Source organism: Agromyces sp. S2-1-8 (genome assembly GCF_021129215.1).
In the GTDB taxonomy this organism is placed as follows: Bacteria; Actinomycetota; Actinomycetes; order Actinomycetales; family Microbacteriaceae; genus Agromyces; species Agromyces chromiiresistens.
This window is the reverse complement of record NZ_JAJOLP010000001.1, coordinates 2762827-2787184: the sequence shown is the minus strand read 5'-3', so window position 1 is coordinate 2787184 and position 24358 is coordinate 2762827. Positions and strand designations below refer to the sequence as shown.

Genomic DNA, 24358 nt, shown 5'->3' with positions numbered 1-24358 from the left:
CCGCTATCGCCGCCGGATCCGCCCGGCGACACCCGCGAACAGGGCGTGCAGCAGCGGCAGCACCGACAGCGCGACGAGCGTCGTGCCGAGGGCGGGGTTCGACGCCGTGAGCAGCGCCCCGCCGATGAGCAGCGCGGCGAACAGCACGGCCGACACGACTCGGCGGGCGACGCCCTCGACCCGGTCGAGCCGTCGCTCGAGGCGCGAGGTGTCGAACGACATGCGGCCCTGGTCGGCCTTCGTGATGAGGGCGTCGACGCGCTGCGGCATCCCCCAGAGCAGGCGGGCGCTCGACAGTGCCTGCCCGGTGAGGTCCTCGACGAGGTTGCCGCCCTCCTCCTGCAGCAACTGCGACGCGTACGGCTCGACCGCGTCCCAGACGTTGAACTCGGGGTCGAGCCCGCTGCACATGCCCGAGGTGAGTGCCATCGCGCGGATCAGCAGCAGCAGGTGCTCGGGCAGCTGCAGCGGGAGCGAGCGCACGACGTCGCCGAACTCGACGCCGAAGTCGCGGAACTCGCGCGGATCGACCTGCTTGAGCTGTGCGAAGCCCATACCGCCGAAGCGCTCGAAGAGCTGCGTGAGCGCCCGCTCCAGCTCGGCCGTGTCGGCCGAGGGCATGAGCACTCCGATCTCGTGCGCGGCCTCGATCATCGCGCGACCGTCGCGTCCGGCGACCGCGATCACGAGCATCCGCAGCCCGGCTCGCAGCTCGGCGGGCACCTCGGCCATCATGCCGAAGTCGACGAAGGTGAGACGCCACGGGATGCCTCGCTCCCCGGGTTCGCGCGCGCCGTCGTCGCCGTCGGCGAGCGGAGTGACGAAGATGTTGCCGGGGTGCGGGTCGGCGTGCACGAAGGCGTGGGTGAACACCTGGTCGAACATCACCTCGGCGAACACGCGGGCCACCTCGGTCGGCGGGATGCCGGCCGCGCGCAGCGCCTCGACGTCGTTGATCTTGATCGCGGTGACATCTTCGAGGGTCAGCACGCGCCGGGTGGTTCGCTCCCACACCACGGCGGGCGCGTCGACCCGCGGGTCGCCCGCGAACGACTCGGCGAAGCGCTCGGCGTTCTGCGCCTCGTGCAGGTAGTCGATCTCCTCGAGGCTCGTCTGCGCGAACTCCTCGACGAGCGCAGGCGCATCGACGTGCTCGGAGACGACGCGCACGCGCCGGAGCCAGCCCGCGATGCGACGCAGCGCGGCGAGGTCGACGCCGACGATCTGCTCGATGCCGGGACGCTGCACCTTCACGACGACCTCGTCGAGCCCGGTCTCTTCGGCGTCGACGGGGGAGAGCTGCGCCCGGTGCGCCTGTCCGAGGGAGGCCGCCGCGACGGGCGTCTCGTCGAACCATGCGTAGACGCGGTCGAGCGGCGACCCGAGTTCGGCCTCGGCGAGCTCGCGGATCGCCGGGAACGGCACGGGCGGCACCTCGTCCTGCAGGCCCTCGAGCTCGGAGGTGATCTCGGGCGGCAGCACGTCGAGCCGCGAGGAGAGGAACTGCCCGACCTTGATCATGAGTCCGCCGAGTTCGACGGCGAGCGTGCGGAACCGTTCGGCGAGCCGGCGCATCCGCCGCTCGCGCGTGCGATCGGCGACGCTCGAGAGTCCGATCTTGGGCAGCACGAGCTCGTACCACCAGAGCTGCACGAGTCGGCGCGCGGCGAACCCGAGGATGCGGCGGGAGCGGGCGCGGTGGGCACCGTCGGTCATGCCGTCATCCTCTCGCGTTGCGGAGGACACGGCATCCCGGCCGGCACCCGATCAGCCCTCGGCCAGGATCGCGTAGAGGCGGCGCCGCGTCTCGTCGAGCGCCGTCACCGCCTGTTGGATCTGCTCGGGCGACCCGCTCCGGCCGACCTGCGCGGCGGCGGCGGCGAGTTCGACACCCGCCTTCGAGAGGGCCCGGTGGGCGCCCCCGTGGGCGGTGGGCGACTCCCACGGTGCCGGGCGGTCGGCGGCGGCCGCCGCTTCGGCACGGCCGGCTTCCGTGAGCGAGTAGGTCTTGCGCCCCTGCAGCTCGGAGGCGGTGATCAGGCCCTCGTCGGCGAGGAGCTGCAACGTCGGGTACACGGATCCGGCGCTCGGCTTCCACGAGCCGCCGCTGCGCTCCTCGATCTCCTGCATGATCTGGTAGCCGTGCATCGGCTGCTCGGAGAGGAGCGCCAGCACGGCCGCGCGAACGTCGCCGCGCGACATCCGCTTCATTCCGGGGCGCTGTTCGAACGAGGAGCGCAGCTGCTCCATCGCCTCCCAGAGCGCCGCGCCCGGGTTCCCGGCTCCGCCGAACCCCTGGCCGCCGAATCCGCCGGTCGAACGATTCCCATTCATGATGACCTCCCGCGACATGCGAACGATACTCAACGATATATCGCTACTGCGCGGAACGGAAGGTCTTCTCCAGCCATGCCTCGGCATCGCGCGGGCGCCGGAGGCGCACTACTTCGAGGTGCGGTCGCCGCGCTGCGGCCTCGTCGACGAGGGCGCCCCGAGTGGCGTGCGTCGACCACGCCCAGCGCACGATGTGCTCGGGGTCGGTGAAGAACGTGCGCAAGGGTCCCTCGGTGTTGCCGTTCCAGAGCTCCTCGCGGCGCAGCCGGCGACGCACCGTGCGCACGATGACCCGTCGCATCACGAGCGGACGCGCATAGTCGAGGAAGACGAGTACCTGCGCCCGGTCGGCGAGCAGCTCGCGCACGGGCTCGTACTGCCACTCGGTCACCCACGCTGCTTGAGCCGTGAACCTGTCGACGTCATCGGCGAAGCTCGGCCGCGCGGTCCAGTCTGGTCCGTGGAACAGCGCATCGATCTCCTGGTAGGGCAGACCGGATGCCTCGGCGATGCGTCGCGCGAGCGTCGACTTGCCCGCGCCGCTCGCCCCGGCCACGAGGATGCGTCGCGGTACGGCGGGGGAGTCCGGCATCCGACCACTGTAACGAGCGCCGAGCGACTCGGACTACTCGGCGGAGAGCCCCGGAACGTAGCAGACGTCGCCCTCGCAGACCATGGCCCCGGCGGCGTCGGTCACCATGGTGAAGGGCGAGGATGCCTCGGCCGAAGGCGACTCCGACGGGAAGGCCTGCGCCGGCGCTGCGAGCGGCGCCGCGCCCGTGGCATCCGCCTCGATCTCGACGCTCACGCGGCGGCGCCGTCGCGCTCGCCCGCGACCTGGGTGAGCACCTGGCCGAAGACCTCGGCGGGCTGTGCGCCCGAGACGCCGTACTTGCCCTCGAAGACGAAGAACGGCACGCCGTTGATGCCGTAGGCGCCCGCCTGGGCGATGTCGGCCTGCACGTCGGCGGCGTAGCGGCCCGACTCGAGGGCCGCGCGCGCGGCGTCGGCGTCGAGACCCGCTTCTGCGGCCAGCTCGACGAGCTCGTCGACGCGGCCGACGTGGCGGCCGTCGGTGAAGTAGGCCTTGAAGAGGATCTCGGAGAGCTCGAGCTGGCGACCCTGCGACTTCGCGAAGTGCAGCAGCTCGTGGGCCTTCAGCGTCTTGGTGTGCTTGAGCGCGTCGAAATCGTAGTCGAGGCCGGCGTTCGCGGCGACGCCGGTGACGTGCTGCAGCATCTGCTGCACGCGCTCGGTCGGCAGGCCCTTGTGCTTCGCGAGGAAGTCGACCTCGCTGCCTTCGAAGTCGACGGGCGTGTCGGGGGCGAGCTCGAACGAGTGGTACTCGATCTCGACGTCGGGCGCGTCGTCGCCGAGCGAGGCGAGGCCGGCTTCGAGGTGGCGCTTGCCGATGTAGCACCAGGGGCAGGCGATGTCGGACCAGATGTCGATCTTGATGGGAGTACTCACGATGGATGCGAACGCATCGGATGGAGGGGGTATTCCCGCGGGCGGGGCTCGGCACACGTCGCCCCTCGACCACCGCGGTGCGCGCCGTTCGGCCACCGCCGATGGCCGACGGCGGTTACTCGGGGTCGCTGAGGTCGGCGACCGTCGCATCGAACGCGGCGATGAGGGCGTCGGCGTCGACGAAGAGGCTCCGCCCGTGCTCGCCGGCGCCCATCGACACGCGGCGGCCCGCGACCGACTCGTCGACGTACACGGGCCACGGGGTGGTCGAGCCGAGGGGGGTGATGGTGCCGCGCTCGTAGCCCGTCGCGGCGAGCGCGAGCGACGCGTCGGGCAGCTGCAGCTTGTTGACGCCGACGAGGGCGCGCAGCTTCGGCCAGCTGATCTTGCGGCCGCCGGGCACGAGCGCGAACAGGAAGCTGCCGTCGCTGCGCTTGACGACGAGCGACTTCACGATGTCGCCGGGGGAGATGCCCATGAGCTCCGCCGCCTCCTCGAGGCTGCGCGCGGCGGGCCGCTCGATGATCTCGACCTCGAGGCCGCGCGCCTCGGCGTCGGCACGCACCCGTTCGGTGCCCGTGAGTTCCGCCATCTCGTCCTCCCCAGTGGCTCGTCTGCTCGAAATCCTAGGCTCGCACGGGCGCGGCGGGCGAGGCGGCGCAGAACTCTGGGAGAATCGTCGGTGATGTCTTCCACCACCCTCACCCGCGGTCCGCTCACGATCGGCGACCTCGAGCTCGACGTGCCCGTCGTGCTCGCGCCGATGGCCGGCATCACGAACACCGCGTTCCGGCGGCTCTGCCGCGAGTTCGGCGCCGGCCTCTACGTCTCCGAGATGATCACGTCGCGCGCGCTCGTCGAGCGCACGCCCGAGTCGATGCGGCTCATCACGCACCACGAGTCCGAGACGCCGCGGTCGATCCAGCTGTACGGCGTCGATCCCAAGACGGTCGCCGAGGCGGTCACCATGCTCGTCGCCGAAGACCGGGCCGACCACATCGACCTCAACTTCGGGTGCCCCGTGCCGAAGGTGACCCGCAAGGGCGGCGGTGCCGCCCTGCCGTGGAAGAGCGGGCTCTTCCGCGACATCGTCGAAGGCGCGGTGAAGGCGGCGGGCGACACCCCGCTCACAGTGAAGATGCGCAAGGGCATCGACTCCGACCACCTGACCTACCTCGAGGCCGGCCGCATCGCCGAGGGCGCCGGCGTCGCGGCCGTCGCCCTGCACGCGCGCACCGCGGCCGAGTTCTACTCGGGCCAGGCCGACTGGTCGGCGATCACGAAGCTCAAAGAGACGGTCACGAGCGTGCCCGTGCTCGGCAACGGCGACATCTGGTCGGCGGGCGACGCCCTGCGCATGGTCGACGAGACCGGGTGCGACGGCGTCGTGGTGGGGCGCGGATGCCTCGGTCGCCCGTGGCTCTTCGGCGATCTCGCGGCGGGCTTCCGCGGCGAGCTCGCCGACGGCGACGACGCGCTCTTCCGGCCGTCGCTCGGGCAGGTCGCGCAGACGTTCCGGCGGCACGCCGAGCTGCTGACCGACTTCTTCGACAGCGAAGAACGCGGCTGCCGCGACATCCGCAAGCACGTCGCCTGGTACTTCAAGGGGTACCCGGTCGGCGGCGACCTGCGCGCCCGCCTCGCGACCGTCGAGTCGCTCGCGATGCTCGACGACCTGCTCGGCACGCTCGACTGGACGATGCCGTACCCGGGCGAGGGCGCCGAGGGCCCGCGCGGTCGGGCCGGCACGCCGAAGAACCCGTCGCTGCCCGACGGCTGGCTCGCCTCGCAGGAGCTCGAGGGCCACGATCGGGTGACCCTCGTCGACGCCGAGCTCGACACGAGCGGCGGCTGAGATGGCGGCGCGACTCTTCGGCGGCTACGAGGCCGCCGACAGCGAGCGGATGCTGCCCGAGGAGCACTACTCCCGGCGCAGCGACTTCGCGCGCGACCGGGCGCGCCTGCTGCATTCGAGCGCCCTGCGCCGCCTCGCCGCGAAGACCCAGGTGCTGAGTCCGACGGCCGGCATCGACTTCGCCCGCAACCGGCTGACCCACTCGCTCGAGGTGGCCCAGATCGGCCGCGAACTCGCCGACAACCTCGGCCTCGACCCCGACGTCGTCGACACGGCGTGCCTCGCGCACGACCTCGGCCACCCTCCGTTCGGGCACAACGGCGAGAAGGCGCTCAACACCTGGGCCGCCGACATCGGCGGGTTCGAGGGCAACGCGCAGACGCTGCGGCTGCTCACCCGGCTCGAGCCGAAGGTGTTCGGCGCCGACGGCCGAAGCTACGGCCTCAACCTCACCCGGGCGAGTCTCGACGCGAGCTGCAAGTACCCGTGGCCGGAGGCGTCGGGCGTCGCCGACCCGTCGGGGCGGCAGAAGTTCGGGTTCTACCACGACGACGTCGCCGTGTTCGAGTGGCTGCGCGCCGGGGCGCCCGAGCGGCGCCTCTGCATCGAGGCGCAGGTGATGGACCTCTCCGACGACATCGCCTACTCCGTGCACGACTTCGAGGACGCCATCGTCAACGGGTACATCGACGTCGAAGCGCTCGGCGCCCGGGTCGACCACGACGAGCTCGTCTCGTCGATGTACGAGTGGATCGGCGGGGCGATCCCGCACGACGAGCTCATCGCCGCGTTCGACCGGCTCGACTCGCTCGACGTCTGGCTCGACGAGTGGTCGGGCAGCAGGCGCGACCAGTCACGGCTCAAGAACCTCACGAGCCAGCTCATCGGCCGCTTCGCGCACGCCGCGACGGCGGCGACGCGCTCCGCGTTCCCGCTCGCGAGCCTCATCCGCTTCGACGCCGACGTCGTCGTGCCGCGCGAGATCCAGGCCGAGATCGCCGTGCTGAAGGGCATCGTCGCGGCGTTCGTGATGTCGCGCAACACCCGGCAGCCGATCTACGTGCAGCAGCGCGAGGTGCTCGCGTCGCTCGCCGACGTGCTCTACGCGACGGGTGACCGGCATCTCGACGCCGGCTTCGCCGAAGACTGGGCCGCCGCCGACGACGACCAGGCGCGCAGGCGCGTCGTCGTCGACCAGGTCGCGAGCCTGACCGACCAGTCGGCGCTGAGCTGGCACGAACGGCTCGTGCGGCACTGATTGCGCACGACGACGGAACCACGACGACCGAGGACGAATAGGATGTGAGCATGGCGGGCCGGATTCGACAGAGCGATGTCGAAGAGGTGAAGGCCCGCACGAACATCGCCGACATCATCGGCGAGCACGTGAGCCTCAAGTCGGCCGGCGTCGGTTCGCTGAAGGGCCTCTGCCCGTTCCACGACGAGCGCAGCCCGAGCTTCAACGTGCGGCCCGGCGTCGGTTACTACCACTGCTTCGGCTGCGGCGAGTCGGGCGACGTCTACAGCTTCCTCCAGAAGATCGATCACGTGTCGTTCACCGAGGCGGTCGAACGCCTCGCCGGTCGCATCGGCTTCGAACTGCACTACGAAGACGGCGGGCCCGCCGCCGACCACGGCAACCGGGCGCGACTGCTCGCCGCGAACCAGGCGGCCGCCGAGTTCTTCGTCGAGCAGCTGGTGCAGCCGGCGGCCGACATCGGGCGGCGGTTCCTCGGCGAGCGCGGCTTCGACGCCGAGGCGGCCCGACGGTTCGGCGTCGGGTTCGCGCCGAAGAGCTGGGACTCGCTCACGAACCACCTGCGCGGTCGCGGGTACTCGACCGAGGAGCTCGCGGCGGCCGGACTCGTGTCGCAGGGCGACCGCGGCGTCTACGACCGGTTCCGCGGCCGGCTCGTCTGGCCCATCCGCGACGTCACCGGGCAGACCGTCGGCTTCGGTGCGCGGCGCCTGCTCGACGACGACAAGGGCCCCAAGTACCTCAACACCCCCGAGACCGCGGTCTACCACAAGGCGCAGGTGCTGTACGGACTCGACCTCGCCAAGCGCGAGATCTCCCGGTCGCAACGGGTGGTCGTCGTCGAGGGGTACACCGACGTGATGGCCTGCCACCTGGCCGGGGTGACGACCGCGATCGCGACGTGCGGCACGTCGTTCGGCGTCGATCACATCAAGGTGCTGCGGCGCGTGCTCGACGACTCTGGCGTCGGCGAGGTCGTCTTCACGTTCGACGGCGACGAGGCGGGGCAGAAGGCGGCCATGCGCGCGTTCGCCGAAGAGCAGCGGTTCGCCGCCCAGACCTTCGTCGCGGTCGCCCCCGACGGGCTCGACCCGTGCGACCTGCGCCTCGCCCGCGGCGACGCCGCCGTGCGCGCCCTGGTCGAGTCGCGCACCCCGATGTTCGACTTCGTGATCCGGCACACGCTCGCCCGCTTCGATCTCGAGACCGTCGAGGGCCGGGTCGGCGCGCTCCGCGCAGCGGCCCCGGTCGTCGCCGACATCCGCGATGCGTCGATCCGCCCCGGCTACACCCGAGAGCTCGCCCGCATGCTCGGCATGGAGCTCGGCGAGGTGACGCGCGCCGTGCGCGCGGCTGCGGGCCGCGATCGCGGCGCGACCGCGCGGGCCGAGGCATCCACACCCCGGGTGGCCGCGACCGACGGCGACGACCGGCCGTTCTCGATCACCGCGCTGCCGCGCGACCCGTCGACGAGGCTCGAGCGCGACGCCCTGCAGGTGATGCTGCAGTTCCCCGAACGCGTGGGCGACGACCTGCTGCGCCATGCCGTCGACTCGCGTTTCGGCGACGCGACGCTCGCCGTCGTGCGCGACGGCATCGCCTCGGTGCTCGGCTCCACCGACCCCGTCGTGCGCGTCGACCGGGTCATCGCCGAGGTGCCGCAGCCGTTCGCCGGCGTCGTGCAGCAGCTCGCGGTACTGCCGGTGCCGCAGCGCAGCGACGCCGAGCTCGAGGCGTATGTGCAAGGCGTCGTCAGCGCGCTCGTCGACCGCGAGCTGCTGCGGCAGAAATCGGAGCTGCTCGGCCGCCTGCAGCGGCTCGACCGGGCCGATCAGGCGACGTACTCGGCACTGCAGCGCGCGCTCGTCGAGCTCGAGCAGGAGCGGCGGGCCCTTCGCGCCGAGTAGCGCTCAGCCCGCGGTGAGCACGATCGCGTCGAGCTGCTCGCGGATCGTGTCGGCGTCGGCGCCCGTGGGCCAGAGCTTGGCGAGGTGGCCCTCCGCGTCGATCAACGCGGTCATGGGCGGTTCGGTGACGGCGAAGGAGCGCCAGATCTGGAGATCGGGGTCGACGATCACGGGCTGGTCGACTTGCTGCTCATCGAGGTAGCTCGTGAGCTCCGCGACGTCGCGGTCGCCCGAGACCTGCACGATCGCGATGGCGTCGCCGTACTCGTCGGCGATCGTGGAGATCACCGACTGCTGCTCGGCGCAACTCGTGCACCAACTCGCCATGAACTGCACGATGAGCGGTCGACCGGCCGCGAGCGCCTCGAGATCGACGCGGGTGTCGTCGACGAGTCGGCCGTCGAGCGCGGGCGCGTCGGGGGCGCCGTCGACCGCAGCGAACGACGCGTCGGCGGGGAGCTGCCCGGGGAGCCGGTCGGCGCCGCCCCTTGGCCCTGACGCGCAGGCGGTCATCATGAGCACGAGCGCGGCGACGACGGTGAACACTGCGGCTGATCGGGGCGGCGTCATTCTGCTCCTTCGGAGGACGGGTCGACCGACGCGAGGGCCGGCACGAAGATCATGGTCGCAGGTCCGTCCACGACGTGCTCGGCGACGACGTCGCCGTCGATGCTCACGCTGTACGTGCCGCTCTCGAGGGTCGCGGCATCGAGCACGAAGCGGCAGAAGGTCGGGATTCGCGGGGCGGTGCCGTAGTCGATGTCGTCGACCTTCACCGCCTCGCCGTCGCCGAGCACCGCGTGGTAGGACTCCCGGCCGTCGGCGTCGATGAGTGCGAGCTCGGCGCCCTTGTGGAACCCGAGGTAGGGCCTCGCGCCCGAGCAGACGGCGCCGAGTTCCCGAAGGCTGCCGTCGCGAACGACGAGCTGGACCTCGCCTCCGGCCGCGTCACCGGGGGAGGCGCACCCGGCGAGCGCGGCGGCGGACAGGGCGAGCGCGGCGCACAGCGTCGCGCGGGGGATCGGTCGGAATGCCATGTCGCCTCCTGCGGCCCGCGGTCGGGCGGGCGTGGTCGTGGTCGGTCGAGCACGATCGCCGACGGTGCGCCCGCGGAACCGGAACCGAGGGGTTCCGGTTCCGCGGGTCGCCGATCGATGCGCCCGACTCAGCGGGCGTTGCCCGGTGCGTCGAGTTCGCAGGTGATCGTCTCGGTCGCCGAGGGGTCGTTCTCGGACGTCGCGGTGACCGTGACGGTGGCGTCACGGGCGGCGTCCGCACCCCGGGAGGCGTAGACCGGAACGGTGATCGTCTCGCCGGCGGCGGCGGAGACGATGCTGCTCGGAGTGTTCACCGACCAGCCGCGGCCGTCGATCGACGTCGTGAGACGGTAGATGTCGCTGTTCGCCTTCGCGTCGGCGACGGCGTCACCCGTGTTGGTCAGCGGCACCTGGCACTGCGCGATCGAGACGCCCTTGGCCTGCGCCTGACCGTGCATGGACGCGAGGTCGCCCTTCACGATCGCCTTTCCGAGATCGACGCCGCGGGCCTGGGGGCCCGCGCTCACCGTCGAGCGCACCGCCACGTCGTACGACAGGATGCCGTCGTCGTCGCGCTCCATGTTCAGGATGTAGAAGTGCAGCCCGTTGGCCTCGTCGACGTACTCGTACTCCGAGCCCGAGTCGTTGCCGGCATGGAACAGCGCATCGTTCAGCTGACGCTGGTCGCCACGCGTGATCATGATCGGCGTGCCGTCCGGGCGGACGTAGTCGACCGTGTCGATGTTCTGCGGGTTCGCGTCGACCGTCCAGATGAACGGGTTGCGGTCCTGGTTCTTCGTCTTCGCGATCATCACGCCGTGGTCGGGCTGGAACGAGTCCGTGCCCATCCGGTCGATGACCTCGACGGTGTAGTTGTCGAACGAGCCGCCGTCGCAGTCGAACTGCGCCCGTCGGGTGCACGTGCCGGTCGAGTTGTCGGCCGCCGCAGCGTCGGGCTTGTCGAACACGAGGTTGATGCCGGTGAGCTCGCCCGGCCGCATGACCGCGCGCGAGGTGACCTCGGTGACCACCGAACCGAGCGCGTCGAGCTCGGACTCCTGCAGGTTCAGGTAGTTCGACGGGTCGATGATCCCGAGCTTGATGCGGTTGCGCAGCGCGACGCCCGCGGGCTGCGAGCCGCCGGCGACCGACGGAACGCTCCAGCGCTCGTGCGTGCCGCCGGGACCGTTGAACGAGCCGCGCGCGAGCACGTCGAACGGGCCGCTCGTGTCACGGAGCGGACCGCCGTCGTCGGCCTCGGTGCCGTACGGGTTGCCGTAGTTGTCGGAGATCCCGAGGATGTGCGAGAACTCGTGCGCGAAGGTGCCCATGCCCGAGGACTCGGCCTGCGTCGAGTTGCCGGCGCGGCCGTTGGACGGGAAGTTCGCGTTCGGCCAGTGGTTGATCGCGGCCTGCCACGACGTCCACGGGATGTAGCGGGTCTTCGCCCAGTTGGCCATCGGCTGTCCGTTCTGGTCGAGCGCCTGGCCGTTCTCGTCGCGCGGCGGGCCGAAGTCGTCGGTGACGTCCTCGGGCGACTCGAACAGCATCTGCCCGAACTCCTCCCACGTCGACGACTCGTCGTGCCCGGCCGTGATGTAGAACACCTGGTCGAACTCCTTGAGCGGGTCCGGCACGCCGAGGTCGGCACCCCAGAGCGCGAGCGCGTCGGTGCGCAGCACCTTGTCGCACGACTCGCCCTGCGGGCAGTACGCCGCATTCGGCTTGTTGAACGAGTCGTTCAGGCCGTACTCCTCGATGTTGCCGGGGAGCTGGTACGGACCGAACGCCTCCATCTGCACGCTGAGCCGACCACCCGACTGCTCCATCCAGTAGTCGTTGATGGTGCGGCCGTGGTTGAGCTCATTGGGCGTGTTCAACAGGTCGAGGTAGAACTGCGGCACGTCCTCGCGGTCGAGACCGTTCGCGAGCCCCGACGGGTCGCCGAAGGGGTGCGAACCCTCGGGCTGGGTGACGAGGAACGGCTGGTTCTCGAAGTCGAGCAGCACGATCGCGCCGTTGAACTGCCGCTCCGACCCCTCGGTGTCGCTCGCCCAGTCGGTGCCGGGGACGCCGACGTAGTCGTCCCAGGTCATGTCGTCCATGTTCTCCCAGTGCTGCGGGTCGACGGGGTCGAGCACCGCTGGGTCGAACGAGTCGGGCGGCGCCGCCATCGCGGCCCCGCTCGAGACGGTCGCGAGCGTGATGACGCCCAAGGCCGCGGCGACGGCGAGTCCGCCCCGTCGGATCCCAATTCTGCGTCGGTGTTGGTGTCGTGACACGTGAACCTCCCAGATCGTGTCTCTCGCGGGACGATGCAGCCCGCATGCATCACGTGTGGAGGCGGCACATAGCCGCCGGCTAGGTGATTCCCCGGATCCTTTCACCGACGAGATCCCGCGCGACAGGGATTCGACCGTTTCAACGCATGGGAGATTCCGATGGTTATGCATCGGTATTCCCGAACAGTGCAGTCGTGCCGAGTGCCGCGGATGCATCGGCCGATGCGCGTGGAACAGCGGAATCCGGCGTCCTGAGTGGCATCACGCCGATCCGTTGCGCGGAAGATTGCAGATCAATAAACATTGCGGGCGAGGGAGGCCCGCCAATGCGCCGCGACCGGTCCGTGTGCTAACTCTGGGATACGAGAACGCGCCGTGGACGCCGCGGTGCGCTTCAGTCCTGACAGGAAGAGGTAGACGGATATGACATCCGCATCCAAGAACGGACGCCGCGCGCTCATCGCGGCTGCCGGGCTCTCGGTCGCCACGCTCGCGTTGGCCGGCTGCTCGGCCGGCGGCGGCGACAACGGCGACGGCGCCTCGGGCAGCACGATCACCGTCGGCACCACCGACAAGGTCACCGCGCTCGACCCGGCCGGCTCGTACGACAACGGTTCGCTCGCGGTGCAGACGCAGGTGTTCCCGTACCTGCTGAACACCGACTACGAGAGCACCGACGTCGTGCCCGACCTCGCCGAGAGCGCCGAGTTCACGGCGCCCACGGAGTACACGGTCACCCTTCCGGCGGGGCTCAAGTGGGCCAACGGCAACGACCTCACGTCGTCCGACGTGAAGTTCTCGTTCGACCGCCAGCTCAAGATCGCCGACCCCAACGGCGCATCGAGTCTGCTCTACAACCTCGACTCGGTCGAGACTCCCGACGACACCACCGTCGTGTTCCACCTCAAGGCGGAGAACGACCAGGTCTTCCCGCAGATCCTGACGAGCTTCCCCGGCGCCATCGTCGACGAGGAGTCGTTCTCGGCCGACGCGCTGACGAGCGACGACGACATCGTCGCGGCGAACGCGTTCGGCGGCCCGTACGCGATCAAGAGCTACGACTTCAACAACCTGATCTCGTTCGAGAAGAACCCGAACTACAAGGGCCTGCTCGACCCGGCGGCGACCGACACGATCAACCTGAAGTACTACGCCGACTCGTCGAACATGAAGCTCGACGTGCAGGAGGGCGGCATCGACGTCGCCTACCGCAGCCTCTCGGCGACCGACATCGACGACCTCAAGGGCAACGACAAGGTCAAGGTCGTCGACGGCCCCGGCGGTGAGATCCGCTACATCGTCTTCAACTTCGACACCCAGCCGTACGGTGCGAAGACCGCCGAGGCCGACCCGGCCAAGGCGCTCGCGGTGCGTCAGGCGCTCGCCGACCTCATCGACCGCGACGCGCTGAGCGAGCAGGTCTACAAGGGCACCTACACCCCGCTGTACTCGTACGTCCCCGAGGGCCTGGCCGGCGCGATCGAGCCGCTGAAGGACCTCTACGGAGACGGCCAGGGCGGCCCCGACGCCGAGAAGGCGAAGGCGACGCTCGAGGCGGCGGGAGTCGAGACCCCGGTCGAGCTGCACCTGCAGTACAACACCGACCACTACGGTCCCGGCTCCGGCGACGAGTACGCGCTCATCAAGGACCAGCTCGAGGCGGACGGCCTGTTCAAGGTCGACCTCCAGTCCACCGAGTACGTGCAGTACTCGAAGGACCGCGTCGCCGATGTGTACCCGGCCTACCAGCTCGGCTGGTTCCCCGACTACTCGGACGCCGACAACTACCTCACGCCGTTCTTCCTCATCGAGAACTTCCTGAGCAACCACTACGCCAACCAGGAGGTCAACGACCTCATCCTCGAGCAGGCCGTGACGCCCGACCCGGCAGCACGCACCGCGCTCATCGAGGAGATCCAGAACAAGGTCGCGGCCGACCTGTCGACCGTGCCGTTCCTCCAGGGTGCGCAGGTCGTCGTGACGGGCACCGACATCGACGGGGCCATCCTCGACGGTTCGTTCAAGTTCCGGTTCGCGCCCCTCACCAAGGGCTGAACCGCCGGATAGAGTCGCTTCAGCGATGAAACGGGTGGCCCGCTCATGCGTGAGCGGGCCACCCGACTTCGAGACCCACCCCCCGATAGGCGAACATTGACCTCAACGACGACGGCCCCCGCCACCGGCGCCGAGTCCGCACCGAAGCGATCCAAGAGATCCTCGGGCGGTCCCAGCCTCGGCCGCTACATCATCATCCGGGCACTGCTCATCATTCCGACGGTGTTCATCCTCGTGACGCTGGTCTTCCTGCTGATGCGCACGACCGGCGACCCCATCACCGCGAAGTTCGGCGGGCAGCTGCCACCCGACCAGCTCGCCGAGCGCATCCACGCCGCGGGCTTCGACCGGCCGCTCTTCGTGCAGTACTTCGAGTACCTCGGCCAGTTGCTCACGGGCGACTTCGGCACCACGCTCACGAACAACCGCCCCGTCACCGAGGTGCTCTTCACCTACGGCGCCGCCACGATGGAACTCGCGTTCTACTCGCTCATCGTCGCCTTCCTGATCGGCATCCCCGGCGGCCTCATCGCCGCCTACTTCCGCGACAAGGGGCAGGATGCCTCGCTCCGCGTCTTCGCGATCCTCTGCTATGCGACCCCCGTGTTCTTCTCGGGCCTCCTGCTGAAGCTCGTGTTCTCGGTGTGGCTCGGCGTGCTCCCGGTGAACGGGCGCGCCTCGACGGGTGCGACGATCGCGATCGAGACGCTGCCGAATCCGACCGGGTTCTACACGATCGACGCCCTCATGACCGGCGACCCGGCCGTGCTCGGCGACGTGCTCGCGCACGCCGTCCTGCCCTCGATCGCGCTCGGACTCCTGACGGCCGGCATCTTCCTGCGGCTCGTGCGCACGAACGTCATCGGCACCCTGTCGACCGATTACGTCGACGCGGCGCGTTCTCGCGGTGTGAGCGAGTACCGGCTCGTGCGCAAGCACGCGTACCGCCCGGCGCTCATCCCGATCATCACGGTCATCGGCCTGCAGATCGCGCTCCTCCTCGGCGGCGCGGTGCTCACCGAGACGACCTTCGAGTGGAAGGGCCTGGGCTTCATGCTCGCCGAGTTCCTGAAAGCGCGCGACTTCGTCGCGGTGCAGGGCATCGTCGTGCTGCTCGCCGTGATCGTCGCGCTGACGAACTTCATCGTCGACATCATCGCAGCCTTCATCGACCCGAGGGTGAGGTACTGAGATGACCACGGCTTCCATTCCCGCGGTGCCGAAGCGGCGCCTGCGCGACCGCCTGCCGGTCGTCCACCAGCTGCGGCAGAGCGTCGGCCTGCAGCGCGGCATGCTCGTCGCCGGCCTCGTGATCACGGCCCTGTTCGTGCTCACGGCCCTGCTCGCACCGGTCATCTCGCCGTACGGCTTCGCGCAACTGCGTGGGCCCGACGGCCGGTTCGGCGCGCAGCAGCCGCCATCCGCCGAGCACCTGCTGGGCACCACCTCGGGCGGCTTCGACGTCCTGTCGCGCGTGCTCTGGGGCGCCCAGACGGCGTTGTTCGTCATCATCGTCGCCGTCGTGTGCTCGCTGTTCATCGGCGTGCTGCTCGGCCTCGTCTCGGGCTACTTCGGCGGCTGGTTCGACCGAGTGCTCGTCGTCGTGTGCGACGCGATCTACGCCTTCCCGTCGCTGCTGCTCGCGATCTCGCTCTCGATCGTGATCTCGGGCGGTCAGTCGAGCCTCTGGGGTGGCATCCTCGCCGCTGCGCTCTCGATCACCGTCGTCTTCATCCCGCAGTACTTCCGGGTGATCAGGGCCGAGACGGTCCGCATCAAGGCCGAGTCGTACGTCGAGTCGGCGAAGGTGCTCGGTGCGCCGCACGCGCGCATCATGTTCCGGCACGTGCTGCGCAACGCGACCCGAACGCTGCCGCTCATCTTCACGCTGAACGCCTCGGAGGCGATCCTGACGCTCGCCGGCCTCGGATTCCTCGGCTTCGGCATCGAGCCGACCGCAGCGGCCGAGTGGGGCTACGACCTCAACAAGGCCGTGGCCGACGTGACGAGCGGCATCTGGTGGACCGCCCTGTTCCCCGGCCTCGCGATCGTGCTCGCCGTGCTCGGCATCACGCTCGTGGGCGAGAGCCTCAACGATCTCGCCGACCCGCGCCTGCGCGGCCGTCGGCGAGTCGCCCAGTCCGCCGGCGAAGTCGCCGAGACCTCGGTCGTGCCGGGCGGCACGCTCGTCGCCGGCCCGGGCGGCCTGCGCGGACTCGAAGACGAAGCCACCTTCGACGAGCACGGAATCGAGGTCGAGCGATGAGCACGACGAACACGGTCGTCAGCATCGAGCGCCTCGGCGTCTCGTTCTCGACCGACGCGGGCGCCGTGAAGGCGGTCGACGATGTCACGCTGAGCGTCGAGCGCGGCGAGGTGCTCGCAATCGTCGGGGAGTCCGGCAGCGGCAAGACCGTGACCGCGAAGACGATCCTCGGGCTGCTGCCCGAGACGGCGACCGCGAGCGGCGCGGTGATCCTGTCGAACAAGGCCGGCACGGGCAAGCACGACATCGTGTCGGTGTCGAAGCGCAAGCTCCGCGACATCCGCGGCGCCGATGTCGCCATGGTCTTCCAGGAGCCGTCGACTGCGCTGAACCCCGTGTACACGGTCGGCTGGCAGATCATCGAGGGGCTGCGCGCCCACTCCGAGATCTCGAAGAAGGACGCGCGTGCGAAGGCGATCGACGTGCTGCGCCGGGTCGGCATCCCCGACCCCGAGACGCGCATCGACCACTACCCGCACCAGTTCTCCGGCGGTCAGAAGCAGCGCATCGTCATCGCGATGGCGCTCGTGCTCGACCCCGGGCTCATCGTGGCCGACGAGCCGACGACGGCCCTCGACGTCACCGTGCAGGCCGAGATCCTCGACCTGCTCCGTCGCTGCCGTGACGAGTTCGACATGGGCATCGTGCTGATCACCCACAACATGGGCGTCGTGGCCGACCTCGCCGACCGCGTCGCCGTGATGTACCAGGGCAAGGTCGTCGAGCAGGCGACCGCCGAGCAGCTGTTCGCGGATCCGCAGGACGACTACACGAAGGCCCTGCTCGCGGCGGTGCCGTACGTCGGCACCGGCACCGCGAAGACCGCGGCCCGCGCTGCGGCCCGGCCCGAGGGCTGGGCCGAGGGGACGCCCGTCGTCGAGGCGAAGGGGCTCGAGATCGCGTATCCGGGCCGATTCGGCCGCCAGGGGTTCCGCGCGGTCAACGGCGTCGACTTCGTGATCCGCCCGGGCGAGGTGCTCGGCCTCGTCGGCGAGTCGGGCTCCGGCAAGACGACGATCGGTCGCGCGATCGCCGGCCTGACGAAGGTCACCGGCGGATCGCTCAGCGTGCTCGGCCACGAGATGAACGGCATCCGCGAACGCGAGTTCCGGCAGGTCCGCAGCCGCATCGGCTTCGTCTTCCAGGACCCGGCGTCGAGCTTCAACCCGCTGCTCACGATCGCGGAGTGCGTGGCCGAACCGCTCGTCGTGCACGGTCGCGCGCAGAACGCGGCCGACGCGCGTCACCGGGTCGACGAACTGCTCGAGGCGGTGCAGCTGCCGCGCGCCTACGGCGACCGCTACCCGCACGAGCTCTCGGGCGGACAACGCCAGCGCGCGAGCCTAGCTCGCGCGCTCGCACTCGAACCCGAGCTGCTCATCGCCGACGAGCCGACGAGCGCGCTCGACGTCTCGGTGCAGGCGCGCGTGCTCGAGCTCTTCGACGAGCTGCAGCGCGAGTTCGGCTTCGCGTCGCTCTTCATCAGCCACGACCTCGCGGTCGTCGACCTGCTGGCCGATCGCATCGCGGTGCTCTATCGTGGGGAACTCGTCGAAGAGGGGACGGGCGCCGAGGTGCTCGGCGCTCCGCGCGATCCCTACACGCAGCGGTTGCTCGCCTCCCTGCCCGTGCCCGATCCGGGTGCCCAGGCCGAACGTCGAGAGGAACTGCGCCGGCTCCGGGAGGCGGACTGATGCACCGCAACGCGCACGGCTATCCGGTCGTGCTGAGCGATCTGTCGATCGAGTACCCGGCGCACGGCGCGAGTCCCGCGCACGTCGCGTTGCACGGCGTCTCGCTGACGGTCGCGCCGGGGGAGGTGCTCGGCCTCCTCGGCAGCGCGGGCAGCGGCAAGTCGACCCTCGCGAAGGTGCTCTCCGGCGTCGCCCTCGAGCCGCGCTCGGCCGAGGTGCGGCCGGTGATCACGGGCGGCGAGGCGACCGTGCTCGGGCACGGCCTGCGCCGCCTGCCCAAGCGCAAGGTCTCGGAGTTCCGGTTCCACGTCGGCTATCTCGCTCAGGACGCCTCCTCGACGCTGCCCTCGGATCGCAGCGTCGCGGAGATCATCGGCGGCCCCATCCTCGAACGGGATCACCGGTATAACCGGAGGGCCCTCGCGACACGCGTCGCGACGATGCTCGACGGGGTACGCCTGCCGCTCGGCATGCTCGAGAAGTACCCGTTCGAGCTGTCGAGCGGACAGCGCCAGCGGGTGGCACTCGCCCGCGCGCTCGTGCTCGGTCCGTCGCTGCTCATCGCCGACGAGCCGACGGCGGGCATCGACCTCAGCGTGCGCGACGTCGTGGCCCAGCTCATCGGCGATCTCAGCGACCACCACACCTTCTCGGCGGTGATCATCAGCCACGACCTGCCGGTGCTGCGCAGCACCGCGGACCGCATCGCCGTGCTCGATCGTGGCGAGCTCGTCGCGATCGGCACGATCGACGAGGTGTTCGACGATCCGCGGCATCCGTACGTGATGGCGTTGGCCGGCGCGCTCGACGACGGTCACGCGATCACCGACGACCTGGCCGAGCCGCTGGCATGACGGATGCCTCGGGCGCGCGCCGCTCGGGCACGTCGATCGCCGTCGTGCCTGAGGCGGCCCCCGAACTCGTCGCGGCCGTCGAACGCGCGGGCGGGGTCGTCGGGCCGCTCGACGAGCGCACCCGCGGCATCGTGTGGAGCGCCTCGTCGGGCGGCGACGACCTGGCCGAGGTGCTGCGCCGTGCGCCGGGCGTCGAGTGGGTGCAGCTGCCGTGGGCCGGGGTCGACGGATTCGCCGACGTGCTCGCGGGCGTCCGCGGCGACGGCCGCACCTGGACGAGCGGCAAGGGCGTTTACTCGCGACCGGTCGCCGAACACGCGCTGACCCTGACGCTCGCGGCGCTTCGACGCCTTCCTCGGCGAGCCAGGGCCGTCGAGTGGCGTCGCGACGAATCGAGCCGGAGCCTGTTCGGCGCGGACGTCGTCGTCATCGGCGCCGGCGGCATCACCGCGGCGCTGCTGCGGCTGCTCGTGCCCTTCGGGGCACGGGTGTCGGTCGTGCGCCGTCGTGCCGGCGACCTCGAGGGTGCGGCGCGAACCGTGACGACCGATCGGCTCGTCGAGGTCGCGGCCGGCGCCGGTGTCCTCATCGTGGCGGCGGCCCTCACCGACGAGACCCGCGGGCTGGTCGACGCCGACGTGCTCGCGGCGCTGGCGCCCGGTGCGGTCGTCGTCAACGTCGGCCGCGGGCCGATCATCGACACCGACGCGCTCGTGACCGCGCTCGCCTCGGGCCACCTCGGCGGGGCGGGCCTCGACGTGACCGATCCAGAGCCGTTGCCGGTCGGGCACCCGCTGTGGTCCGCGCCCGACTGCCTCATCACGCCGCACGTGGCCGACGCGCTCGCGACGACCCCCGCCCTGCTCGCCGAGCGCGTCGAGCACAACGTGCGCGCGTTCCTCGGGGAGGGCGAATTCGACGGGGTCATCGACCTCGATGCCGGGTACTGACCCGCCCGTCCCTTTCATCCGGTCCGAGGCATCCTCGAATTGGGAGACTGGCCGACCGTTTGCTAGAGTAACGGTGCTGAACAAGCGATCCTCCATAGCTCAATTGGCAGAGCAATCGGCTGTTAACCGATAGGTTCTTGGTTCGAGTCCAAGTGGGGGAGCAAGCGAAAGGCCGCCCGGTGTCCGGGCGGCCTTTCTTCTCTTCGGGAGGCGGCGTGGACGAGCGGGCGGAGGCTTCGGCTGCCGCGGCCGTCGACGCCGCTCGACGCGGGGCAATCCGAGACGGCTTCGCCGTCGGCATCGCGACGGCGGCGTACGGCATCTCGTTCGGAGCCCTCGCGGTCGCCGCGGGGCTCGACGTCTGGCAGACGTGCTTCCTCAGCCTGGTCATGTTCACGGGCGGCTCGCAGTTCGCGCTCGTGGGCGTGCTCGCCTCCGGCGGCGTCGCGGCCGGAGGGTCGGCGATCGCGACGGCGGCGATGCTCGGCATCCGCAACGTCGTCTACGGCATGCGCATGAAGCCGGTCGTCGACGCACCGCACGACGGGCACCGTTCGAGCCTCTGGCGCACGATCGCCGCGGCGTGGATCACGATCGACGAGTCGACGGCGGTCGCGCTGGCGCAGACCGACGATCGCGCCGCGCGCGTCGGATTCTGGGTCACGGGGATCGTCATCTTCATCGGATGGAACCTGACGACCTTCCTCGGCGCGCTCATCGGCGACGCGCTCGGCGACACGAGCGCCTACGGCCTCGATGCGGCGGCCGCAGCCGCGTTCCTCGGCCTGCTCTGGCCGCGCCTGAAGCGGGTGCAGGCCGGCGCCGTCGCCGTCGGCGCCGCGGTGGTCGCGACGATCGCGACCCCCGTGCTCATGCCGGGGCTCCCGGTGCTCGTCGCGGCCCTCGTCGCCGTCGTCGTCGGCTGGTTCGACCTCTTCTCGAGGAAGCGGGCGGCATGACCACGTGGCACATCATCCTCATCGCCTCGGCAGCGACCCTGGCCCTGAAGCTGTCGGGGCACCTCGTGCCCGCAGGCTTCCTCGAGCGCGAGCGTCCGGCGCGCATCGCCGACCTACTCACGGTGGCGCTCCTCGCCGCGCTCATCGCGGTGCAGACGCTCGGCGCGGGCCAGCAGATCGTCGTCGACGCGCGCGTGCCCGCGCTCATCGTCGCGGCCGCGCTCTACGCGCTCAGGGTGCCGTTCGTGATCGTCGTGTTCGTCGCCGCGGCCGTCGCGGCGGGCATCCGCGCGTTCACCTGACCGGATGCCTCGGGCGACGCCCGCGTGCGCGACCAGCATGCCGCACGAGGCATCCCTCGCGTCGTTCAGCCCTCGAGATCGTCGACCCCGGGCATCCAGGACACGCCCGGCCGGCCCCATCCGAGCTTCTTCGTGATCTTCGCCACGATCTTGCGGTCGGGGTACGACAGCCGGTCGGTGTAGAGGGTTCCGTCGAGATGGTCGTACTCGTGCTGGAAGATGCGGGCGAGCCATCCGTGCGCGTCGATCTCGAACTCGTCGCCGTCGAGATCGGTGGCGCGCAGCAGTGCACGATCGGCACGTCGCAGCCCGAACCGCTCGCCGGGGAACGAGAGGCACCCCTCCGACTCCTCGTCGAGGTCGGGGTCGCCGGGAGGGGGCGGCGAGATGAGCAGTTCGGGATTGATGGCGACGCCCCGCCAGCGGTTGCCCTCCTCGTCGACCCAGCCGTACGTGAAGAGGCGGAGGCCGACGCCGACCTGCGGTGCGGCGAGGCCGACGCCGGGCGCCGCGTCCATCGTCTCGAACATGTCGGCCACCAGGCGGCGTACCTCGTCGTCGATCGTCTCGACGGGTTCCGCGGGGGAGTGCAGCACCGGATCACCGGAGATTCGAATGGGGAGCACGGCCATTCGGCAAGGATATCGGGCGGTGAGCAGGTAGGGTCGTTGCGTGAACCCCGACCTGAGCGACCTCGCGGAGCAGATCCCGCTCGACCCTCAGACGTTCATCGGCATCCCGCTCGCGCTGATCGGCGCCGTCTTCCTCTCGCTGGGTGCGCAGTTCCAGCACCGGGGCGTCGTGAAGGTCGAGTCGCACACGAGCGACACGCTCGGCAAGGGGCTCGACCTGCGGCAGCTCGGCCTGCTGCTCGCCCGTCCGTCGTGGGTGCTCGGCACGCTCATGCTCGGGCTCGCGATCGTCTTCCAGCTCGCGAGCCTCAAGTTCGCGCCCATCATCGTCGTGCAGCCGCTCGGCGCGATCGGGCTCGTGATCACGTCGATCGTGAACTCGCGTGTGAATCACGTGAAGCTCAATCACAAGTCGGTGATCGCCATCATCATGTGCGTCGGCGGCGTGTTCCTGTTCGTCGGCGTCGCCGCGTTCACCGCGGTCGACAAGCCCGTGACCGACGCGCAGCTGATCATCATCCTGCTGATCCTGCTCGTGGTGCTCCTGGTCGCACTCGTCACGTTCATCTGGTTCCGAAAGCGGATCCGGGCGATCTACTACGTGATCATGGCCGGCGTGCTCTACGGCTTCGTCGCCACGCTCGCGAAGGTCGTGCTCGGCGCGATCGAGCAGGGCGGGTTCGGCTGGCTGACGGTGCTCTGCATCATCGGACTGCTGTCGGCGACGGCGCTCGGCGCGTACTTCGTGCAGAACGCCTACGCGTCGGGCCCGCCCGACCTCGTCATCGCCGGTCTCACCGTCGTCGACCCGCTCGTCGCGGTCGTCATCGGCATCGCGGTGCTCGGCGAGGCCTCGCAGGCACCGCCGTGGGCGATGGTCGTATACGTCCTCGCCGGTGCGATCGCCGTGTGGGGCGTGTTCCGCCTCGCGAAGAACCACCCCCAGACGCGTCTCTGAGGCGCGCGCAACCCGAACTTCCGACCCGCCGCCGGGCATCCGTCAGGGTGCGCTGCGTAGACTATGGTCGGATTCAGTCCGCCGCGCTCATCGCCTGCGCCGCGGTACTCGACGGGACCGACCGTCCCGCCCAAGAACTGTGAGGAACCACGACCCGTGTCTGACACCCCCGGTGCGAGTACGCCCGCTGGCGCCACGCCCGACCGCCCCCTCAAGATCCTGATCGGCGCCGACACGTTCGCTCCCGACGTCAACGGTGCGGCGCGATTCGCCGAGCGCCTGGCTGCGGGGCTCGTCGAGCGCGGGCACGAGGTGCACGTCATGGCGCCGGCCGCGAGCCGCAAGCACGGCACCTGGAAGGAGGTGCACGAGGGGCAGGAGCTCACGGCGCACCGCCTGCTCAGCTGGCGCTGGTACCCGCACGACTGGCTGCGGTTCGCGCTGCCGTGGCGCATCAAGCAGAACAGCGCCCGGGTCATCGACGAGGTGAAGCCCGACGTCGTGCACTTCCAGTCGCACATCGTGGTCGGCCGGGGGCTCTCGATCGAGGCCGAGAAGCGCGGCATCCGCATCATCGGCACCAATCACTTCATGCCCGAGAACATGCTCGAGTTCACAATGCTGCCGAAGGCATGGCAGGAGTGGGCGACGGGCCTCGCCTGGCGGGCGGCACGACGTTCGTTCGGGCGGGCCGAGGCGGTCACGACGCCGACCCGCAAGGCCGCGCGCTTCCTCGAGGAGCACACCGGCCTCGAGGGCGTGCACGCGATCTCGTGCGGCATCGACGCGCACAAGTACTCGCCGAACTGGGAGCCGCGCACCGAGAACCGCATCCTCTTCGTCGGCCGCGTGACGGGCGAGAAGCAGATCGACGTGCTGCTGCGCGCGGCCAAGCTGCTGCCTGCAGAGCTCGACGTGAAGGTCGAGATCGTCGGCGGCGGCGACCAGCTGAAGAACCTGCAGCACCTCGCCGTGGAACTCGGCATCGCCGACCGCGTCACGTTCACGGGTCGGGTCACCGATGAGGAGCTGCGCGACGCGTATCACCGCGCCACGGTGCTCGCGATGCCCTCGATCGCCGAGCTGCAGTCGATCGTGACGATGGAGGCGATGGCTTCGGCGCTGCCCGTCGTCGCCGCGAACGCCATGGCCCTGCCGCACCTCGTGCACGACGGCGAGAACGGCTACCTGTTCGAGCCGTCGAGCCCCGAAGACCTCGCGGCGAAGCTGCGGAAAGTGCTGGAGGCGCCCGAGGCCGAGTTCCGCGCCCTGAAAGAGGGGTCGATCCGGCTCATCGCCGCGCACGACATCCAGCGCACCATCTCGACGTTCGAGAGTCTGTATCGTGGGAGGCCGGTGACCGATCCGGTCACCGACATCGCGCCGGCCGCATCCTCGGAGTGATCCGGCGCGCGGGGCGGTAGCTCAGCTGGTCAGAGCAGTGGACTCATAATCCATCGGTCACGGGTTCAAGTCCCGTCCGCCCTACCTTAATCGACATGATCAGGGTTTCTTGCCTCGAACAGAGGGGAGGGACTGGCATTC

The 24358-nt window shown here is 70.2% G+C and carries 23 protein-coding genes and 2 tRNA genes; 15 read left to right on the top strand and 10 right to left on the bottom strand.

The window, feature by feature from the left end:
* Nucleotides 1-3: 3 nt before the first annotated feature.
* The 6 genes from LR269_RS12740 to LR269_RS12715 all read right to left on the bottom strand — a co-directional run bounded on the left by LR269_RS12740 (nucleotide 4) and on the right by LR269_RS12715 (nucleotide 4396).
* Nucleotides 4-1716, bottom strand: a complete 1713-nt coding sequence (locus tag LR269_RS12740) for an AarF/ABC1/UbiB kinase family protein (RefSeq protein WP_231431145.1) — start codon at nucleotides 1714-1716, stop codon at nucleotides 4-6.
* 51 nt (nucleotides 1717-1767) lie between these two features.
* Nucleotides 1768-2334: a PadR family transcriptional regulator gene (locus LR269_RS12735; protein ID WP_231431144.1), complete on the bottom strand. Its 567-nt coding sequence runs from the start codon at nucleotides 2332-2334 to the stop codon at nucleotides 1768-1770.
* A 43-nt stretch (nucleotides 2335-2377) separates the two neighbouring features.
* A complete protein-coding gene (locus LR269_RS12730; RefSeq protein ID WP_231431143.1) occupies nucleotides 2378-2926 on the bottom strand; it encodes an AAA family ATPase in 549 nt (182 codons plus the stop codon).
* A 33-nt stretch (nucleotides 2927-2959) separates the two neighbouring features.
* Entirely contained in the window at nucleotides 2960-3142 is a 183-nt protein-coding gene (locus tag LR269_RS12725; protein ID WP_231431142.1) for a hypothetical protein, read from the bottom strand.
* A complete protein-coding gene (locus tag LR269_RS12720; protein ID WP_231431141.1) occupies nucleotides 3139-3804 on the bottom strand; it encodes a DsbA family protein in 666 nt (221 codons plus the stop codon). The genes LR269_RS12725 and LR269_RS12720 overlap by 4 nt, the downstream gene beginning before the upstream one ends.
* Nucleotides 3805-3919: 115 nt before the next feature.
* Nucleotides 3920-4396, bottom strand: coding sequence for an aminoacyl-tRNA deacylase (locus LR269_RS12715; protein WP_231431140.1), 477 nt, complete (start codon nucleotides 4394-4396; stop codon nucleotides 3920-3922).
* Nucleotides 4397-4489: 93 nt separating this feature from the next.
* Here LR269_RS12715 and dusB point away from each other — a divergent pair, with 93 nt between their 5' ends.
* Genes dusB through dnaG form a run of 3 tightly spaced genes read left to right on the top strand, consistent with a single transcriptional unit; the run spans nucleotide 4490 to nucleotide 8824 of the window.
* Nucleotides 4490-5659, top strand: a complete 1170-nt coding sequence (gene dusB / locus LR269_RS12710) for a tRNA dihydrouridine synthase DusB (RefSeq protein ID WP_231431139.1) — start codon at nucleotides 4490-4492, stop codon at nucleotides 5657-5659.
* Between the two features lies 1 nt (nucleotide 5660).
* Nucleotides 5661-6917, top strand: coding sequence for a deoxyguanosinetriphosphate triphosphohydrolase (locus LR269_RS12705; protein ID WP_231431138.1), 1257 nt, complete (start codon nucleotides 5661-5663; stop codon nucleotides 6915-6917).
* A 50-nt stretch (nucleotides 6918-6967) separates the two neighbouring features.
* Nucleotides 6968-8824 carry a DNA primase gene (gene dnaG / locus LR269_RS12700; protein WP_231431137.1) on the top strand — a complete coding sequence of 619 codons (1857 nt, stop codon included), beginning with the start codon at nucleotides 6968-6970 and terminating at the stop codon, nucleotides 8822-8824.
* A gap of 3 nt (nucleotides 8825-8827) precedes the next feature.
* On the opposite strand, the gene LR269_RS12695 is transcribed toward dnaG, so the two are convergent.
* The 3 genes from LR269_RS12695 to LR269_RS12685 form a co-directional block, all read right to left on the bottom strand.
* Nucleotides 8828-9394: a TlpA disulfide reductase family protein gene (locus tag LR269_RS12695; RefSeq protein ID WP_231431136.1), complete on the bottom strand. Its 567-nt coding sequence runs from the start codon at nucleotides 9392-9394 to the stop codon at nucleotides 8828-8830.
* Nucleotides 9391-9861 (bottom strand): hypothetical protein, encoded by a 471-nt coding sequence (locus LR269_RS12690; RefSeq protein WP_231431135.1) that lies wholly within the window; start codon nucleotides 9859-9861, stop codon nucleotides 9391-9393. Before LR269_RS12690 ends, LR269_RS12695 begins: the two co-directional genes overlap by 4 nt.
* A 128-nt stretch (nucleotides 9862-9989) precedes the next feature.
* Nucleotides 9990-12143 carry a hypothetical protein gene (locus LR269_RS12685; protein WP_231431134.1) on the bottom strand — a complete coding sequence of 718 codons (2154 nt, stop codon included), beginning with the start codon at nucleotides 12141-12143 and terminating at the stop codon, nucleotides 9990-9992.
* 423 nt (nucleotides 12144-12566) lie between these two features.
* Here LR269_RS12685 and LR269_RS12680 point away from each other — a divergent pair, with 423 nt between their 5' ends.
* The 9 genes from LR269_RS12680 to LR269_RS12640 all read left to right on the top strand — a co-directional run bounded on the left by LR269_RS12680 (nucleotide 12567) and on the right by LR269_RS12640 (nucleotide 21223).
* Nucleotides 12567-14198: an ABC transporter substrate-binding protein gene (locus LR269_RS12680; protein WP_231431133.1), complete on the top strand. Its 1632-nt coding sequence runs from the start codon at nucleotides 12567-12569 to the stop codon at nucleotides 14196-14198.
* 96 nt (nucleotides 14199-14294) lie between these two features.
* A complete protein-coding gene (locus tag LR269_RS12675) occupies nucleotides 14295-15389 on the top strand; it encodes an ABC transporter permease (RefSeq protein ID WP_231431132.1) in 1095 nt (364 codons plus the stop codon).
* A gap of 1 nt (nucleotide 15390) precedes the next feature.
* A complete protein-coding gene (locus tag LR269_RS12670; RefSeq protein WP_231431131.1) occupies nucleotides 15391-16464 on the top strand; it encodes an ABC transporter permease in 1074 nt (357 codons plus the stop codon).
* Entirely contained in the window at nucleotides 16461-18158 is a 1698-nt protein-coding gene (locus tag LR269_RS12665; protein ID WP_231431130.1) for an ABC transporter ATP-binding protein, read from the top strand. The genes LR269_RS12670 and LR269_RS12665 overlap by 4 nt, the downstream gene beginning before the upstream one ends.
* Nucleotides 18158-19012, top strand: a complete 855-nt coding sequence (locus LR269_RS12660) for an ATP-binding cassette domain-containing protein (protein ID WP_231431129.1) — start codon at nucleotides 18158-18160, stop codon at nucleotides 19010-19012. The genes LR269_RS12665 and LR269_RS12660 overlap by 1 nt, the downstream gene beginning before the upstream one ends.
* A complete protein-coding gene (locus tag LR269_RS12655; protein WP_231431128.1) occupies nucleotides 19009-19962 on the top strand; it encodes an NAD(P)-dependent oxidoreductase in 954 nt (317 codons plus the stop codon). Before LR269_RS12660 ends, LR269_RS12655 begins: the two co-directional genes overlap by 4 nt.
* 88 nt (nucleotides 19963-20050) lie before the next feature.
* Nucleotides 20051-20123: transfer RNA gene (locus LR269_RS12650), tRNA-Asn, on the top strand.
* A 54-nt stretch (nucleotides 20124-20177) separates the two neighbouring features.
* Nucleotides 20178-20921 carry an AzlC family ABC transporter permease gene (locus tag LR269_RS12645; protein WP_374201120.1) on the top strand — a complete coding sequence of 248 codons (744 nt, stop codon included), beginning with the start codon at nucleotides 20178-20180 and terminating at the stop codon, nucleotides 20919-20921.
* Entirely contained in the window at nucleotides 20918-21223 is a 306-nt protein-coding gene (locus LR269_RS12640) for an AzlD domain-containing protein (protein WP_231431127.1), read from the top strand. The genes LR269_RS12645 and LR269_RS12640 overlap by 4 nt, the downstream gene beginning before the upstream one ends.
* A 65-nt stretch (nucleotides 21224-21288) precedes the next feature.
* Here the strand turns inward: LR269_RS12640 and def are convergent, their stop codons facing one another.
* Complete coding sequence (gene def, locus LR269_RS12635; protein ID WP_231431126.1) at nucleotides 21289-21855, bottom strand: peptide deformylase; 567 nt, start codon at nucleotides 21853-21855, stop codon at nucleotides 21289-21291.
* Nucleotides 21856-21895: 40 nt separating this feature from the next.
* On the opposite strand from def, the gene LR269_RS12630 reads away from it, so the two are divergent.
* The 3 genes from LR269_RS12630 (at nucleotide 21896) to LR269_RS12620 (ending at nucleotide 24301) form a co-directional block, all read left to right on the top strand.
* Nucleotides 21896-22813, top strand: a complete 918-nt coding sequence (locus tag LR269_RS12630) for a DMT family transporter (protein WP_231431125.1) — start codon at nucleotides 21896-21898, stop codon at nucleotides 22811-22813.
* A gap of 156 nt (nucleotides 22814-22969) precedes the next feature.
* Entirely contained in the window at nucleotides 22970-24217 is a 1248-nt protein-coding gene (locus LR269_RS12625; protein WP_231431124.1) for a glycosyltransferase, read from the top strand.
* A gap of 10 nt (nucleotides 24218-24227) precedes the next feature.
* A tRNA-Ile gene (locus LR269_RS12620) sits at nucleotides 24228-24301 on the top strand.
* The last annotated feature ends 57 nt before the right edge of the window (nucleotides 24302-24358 follow it).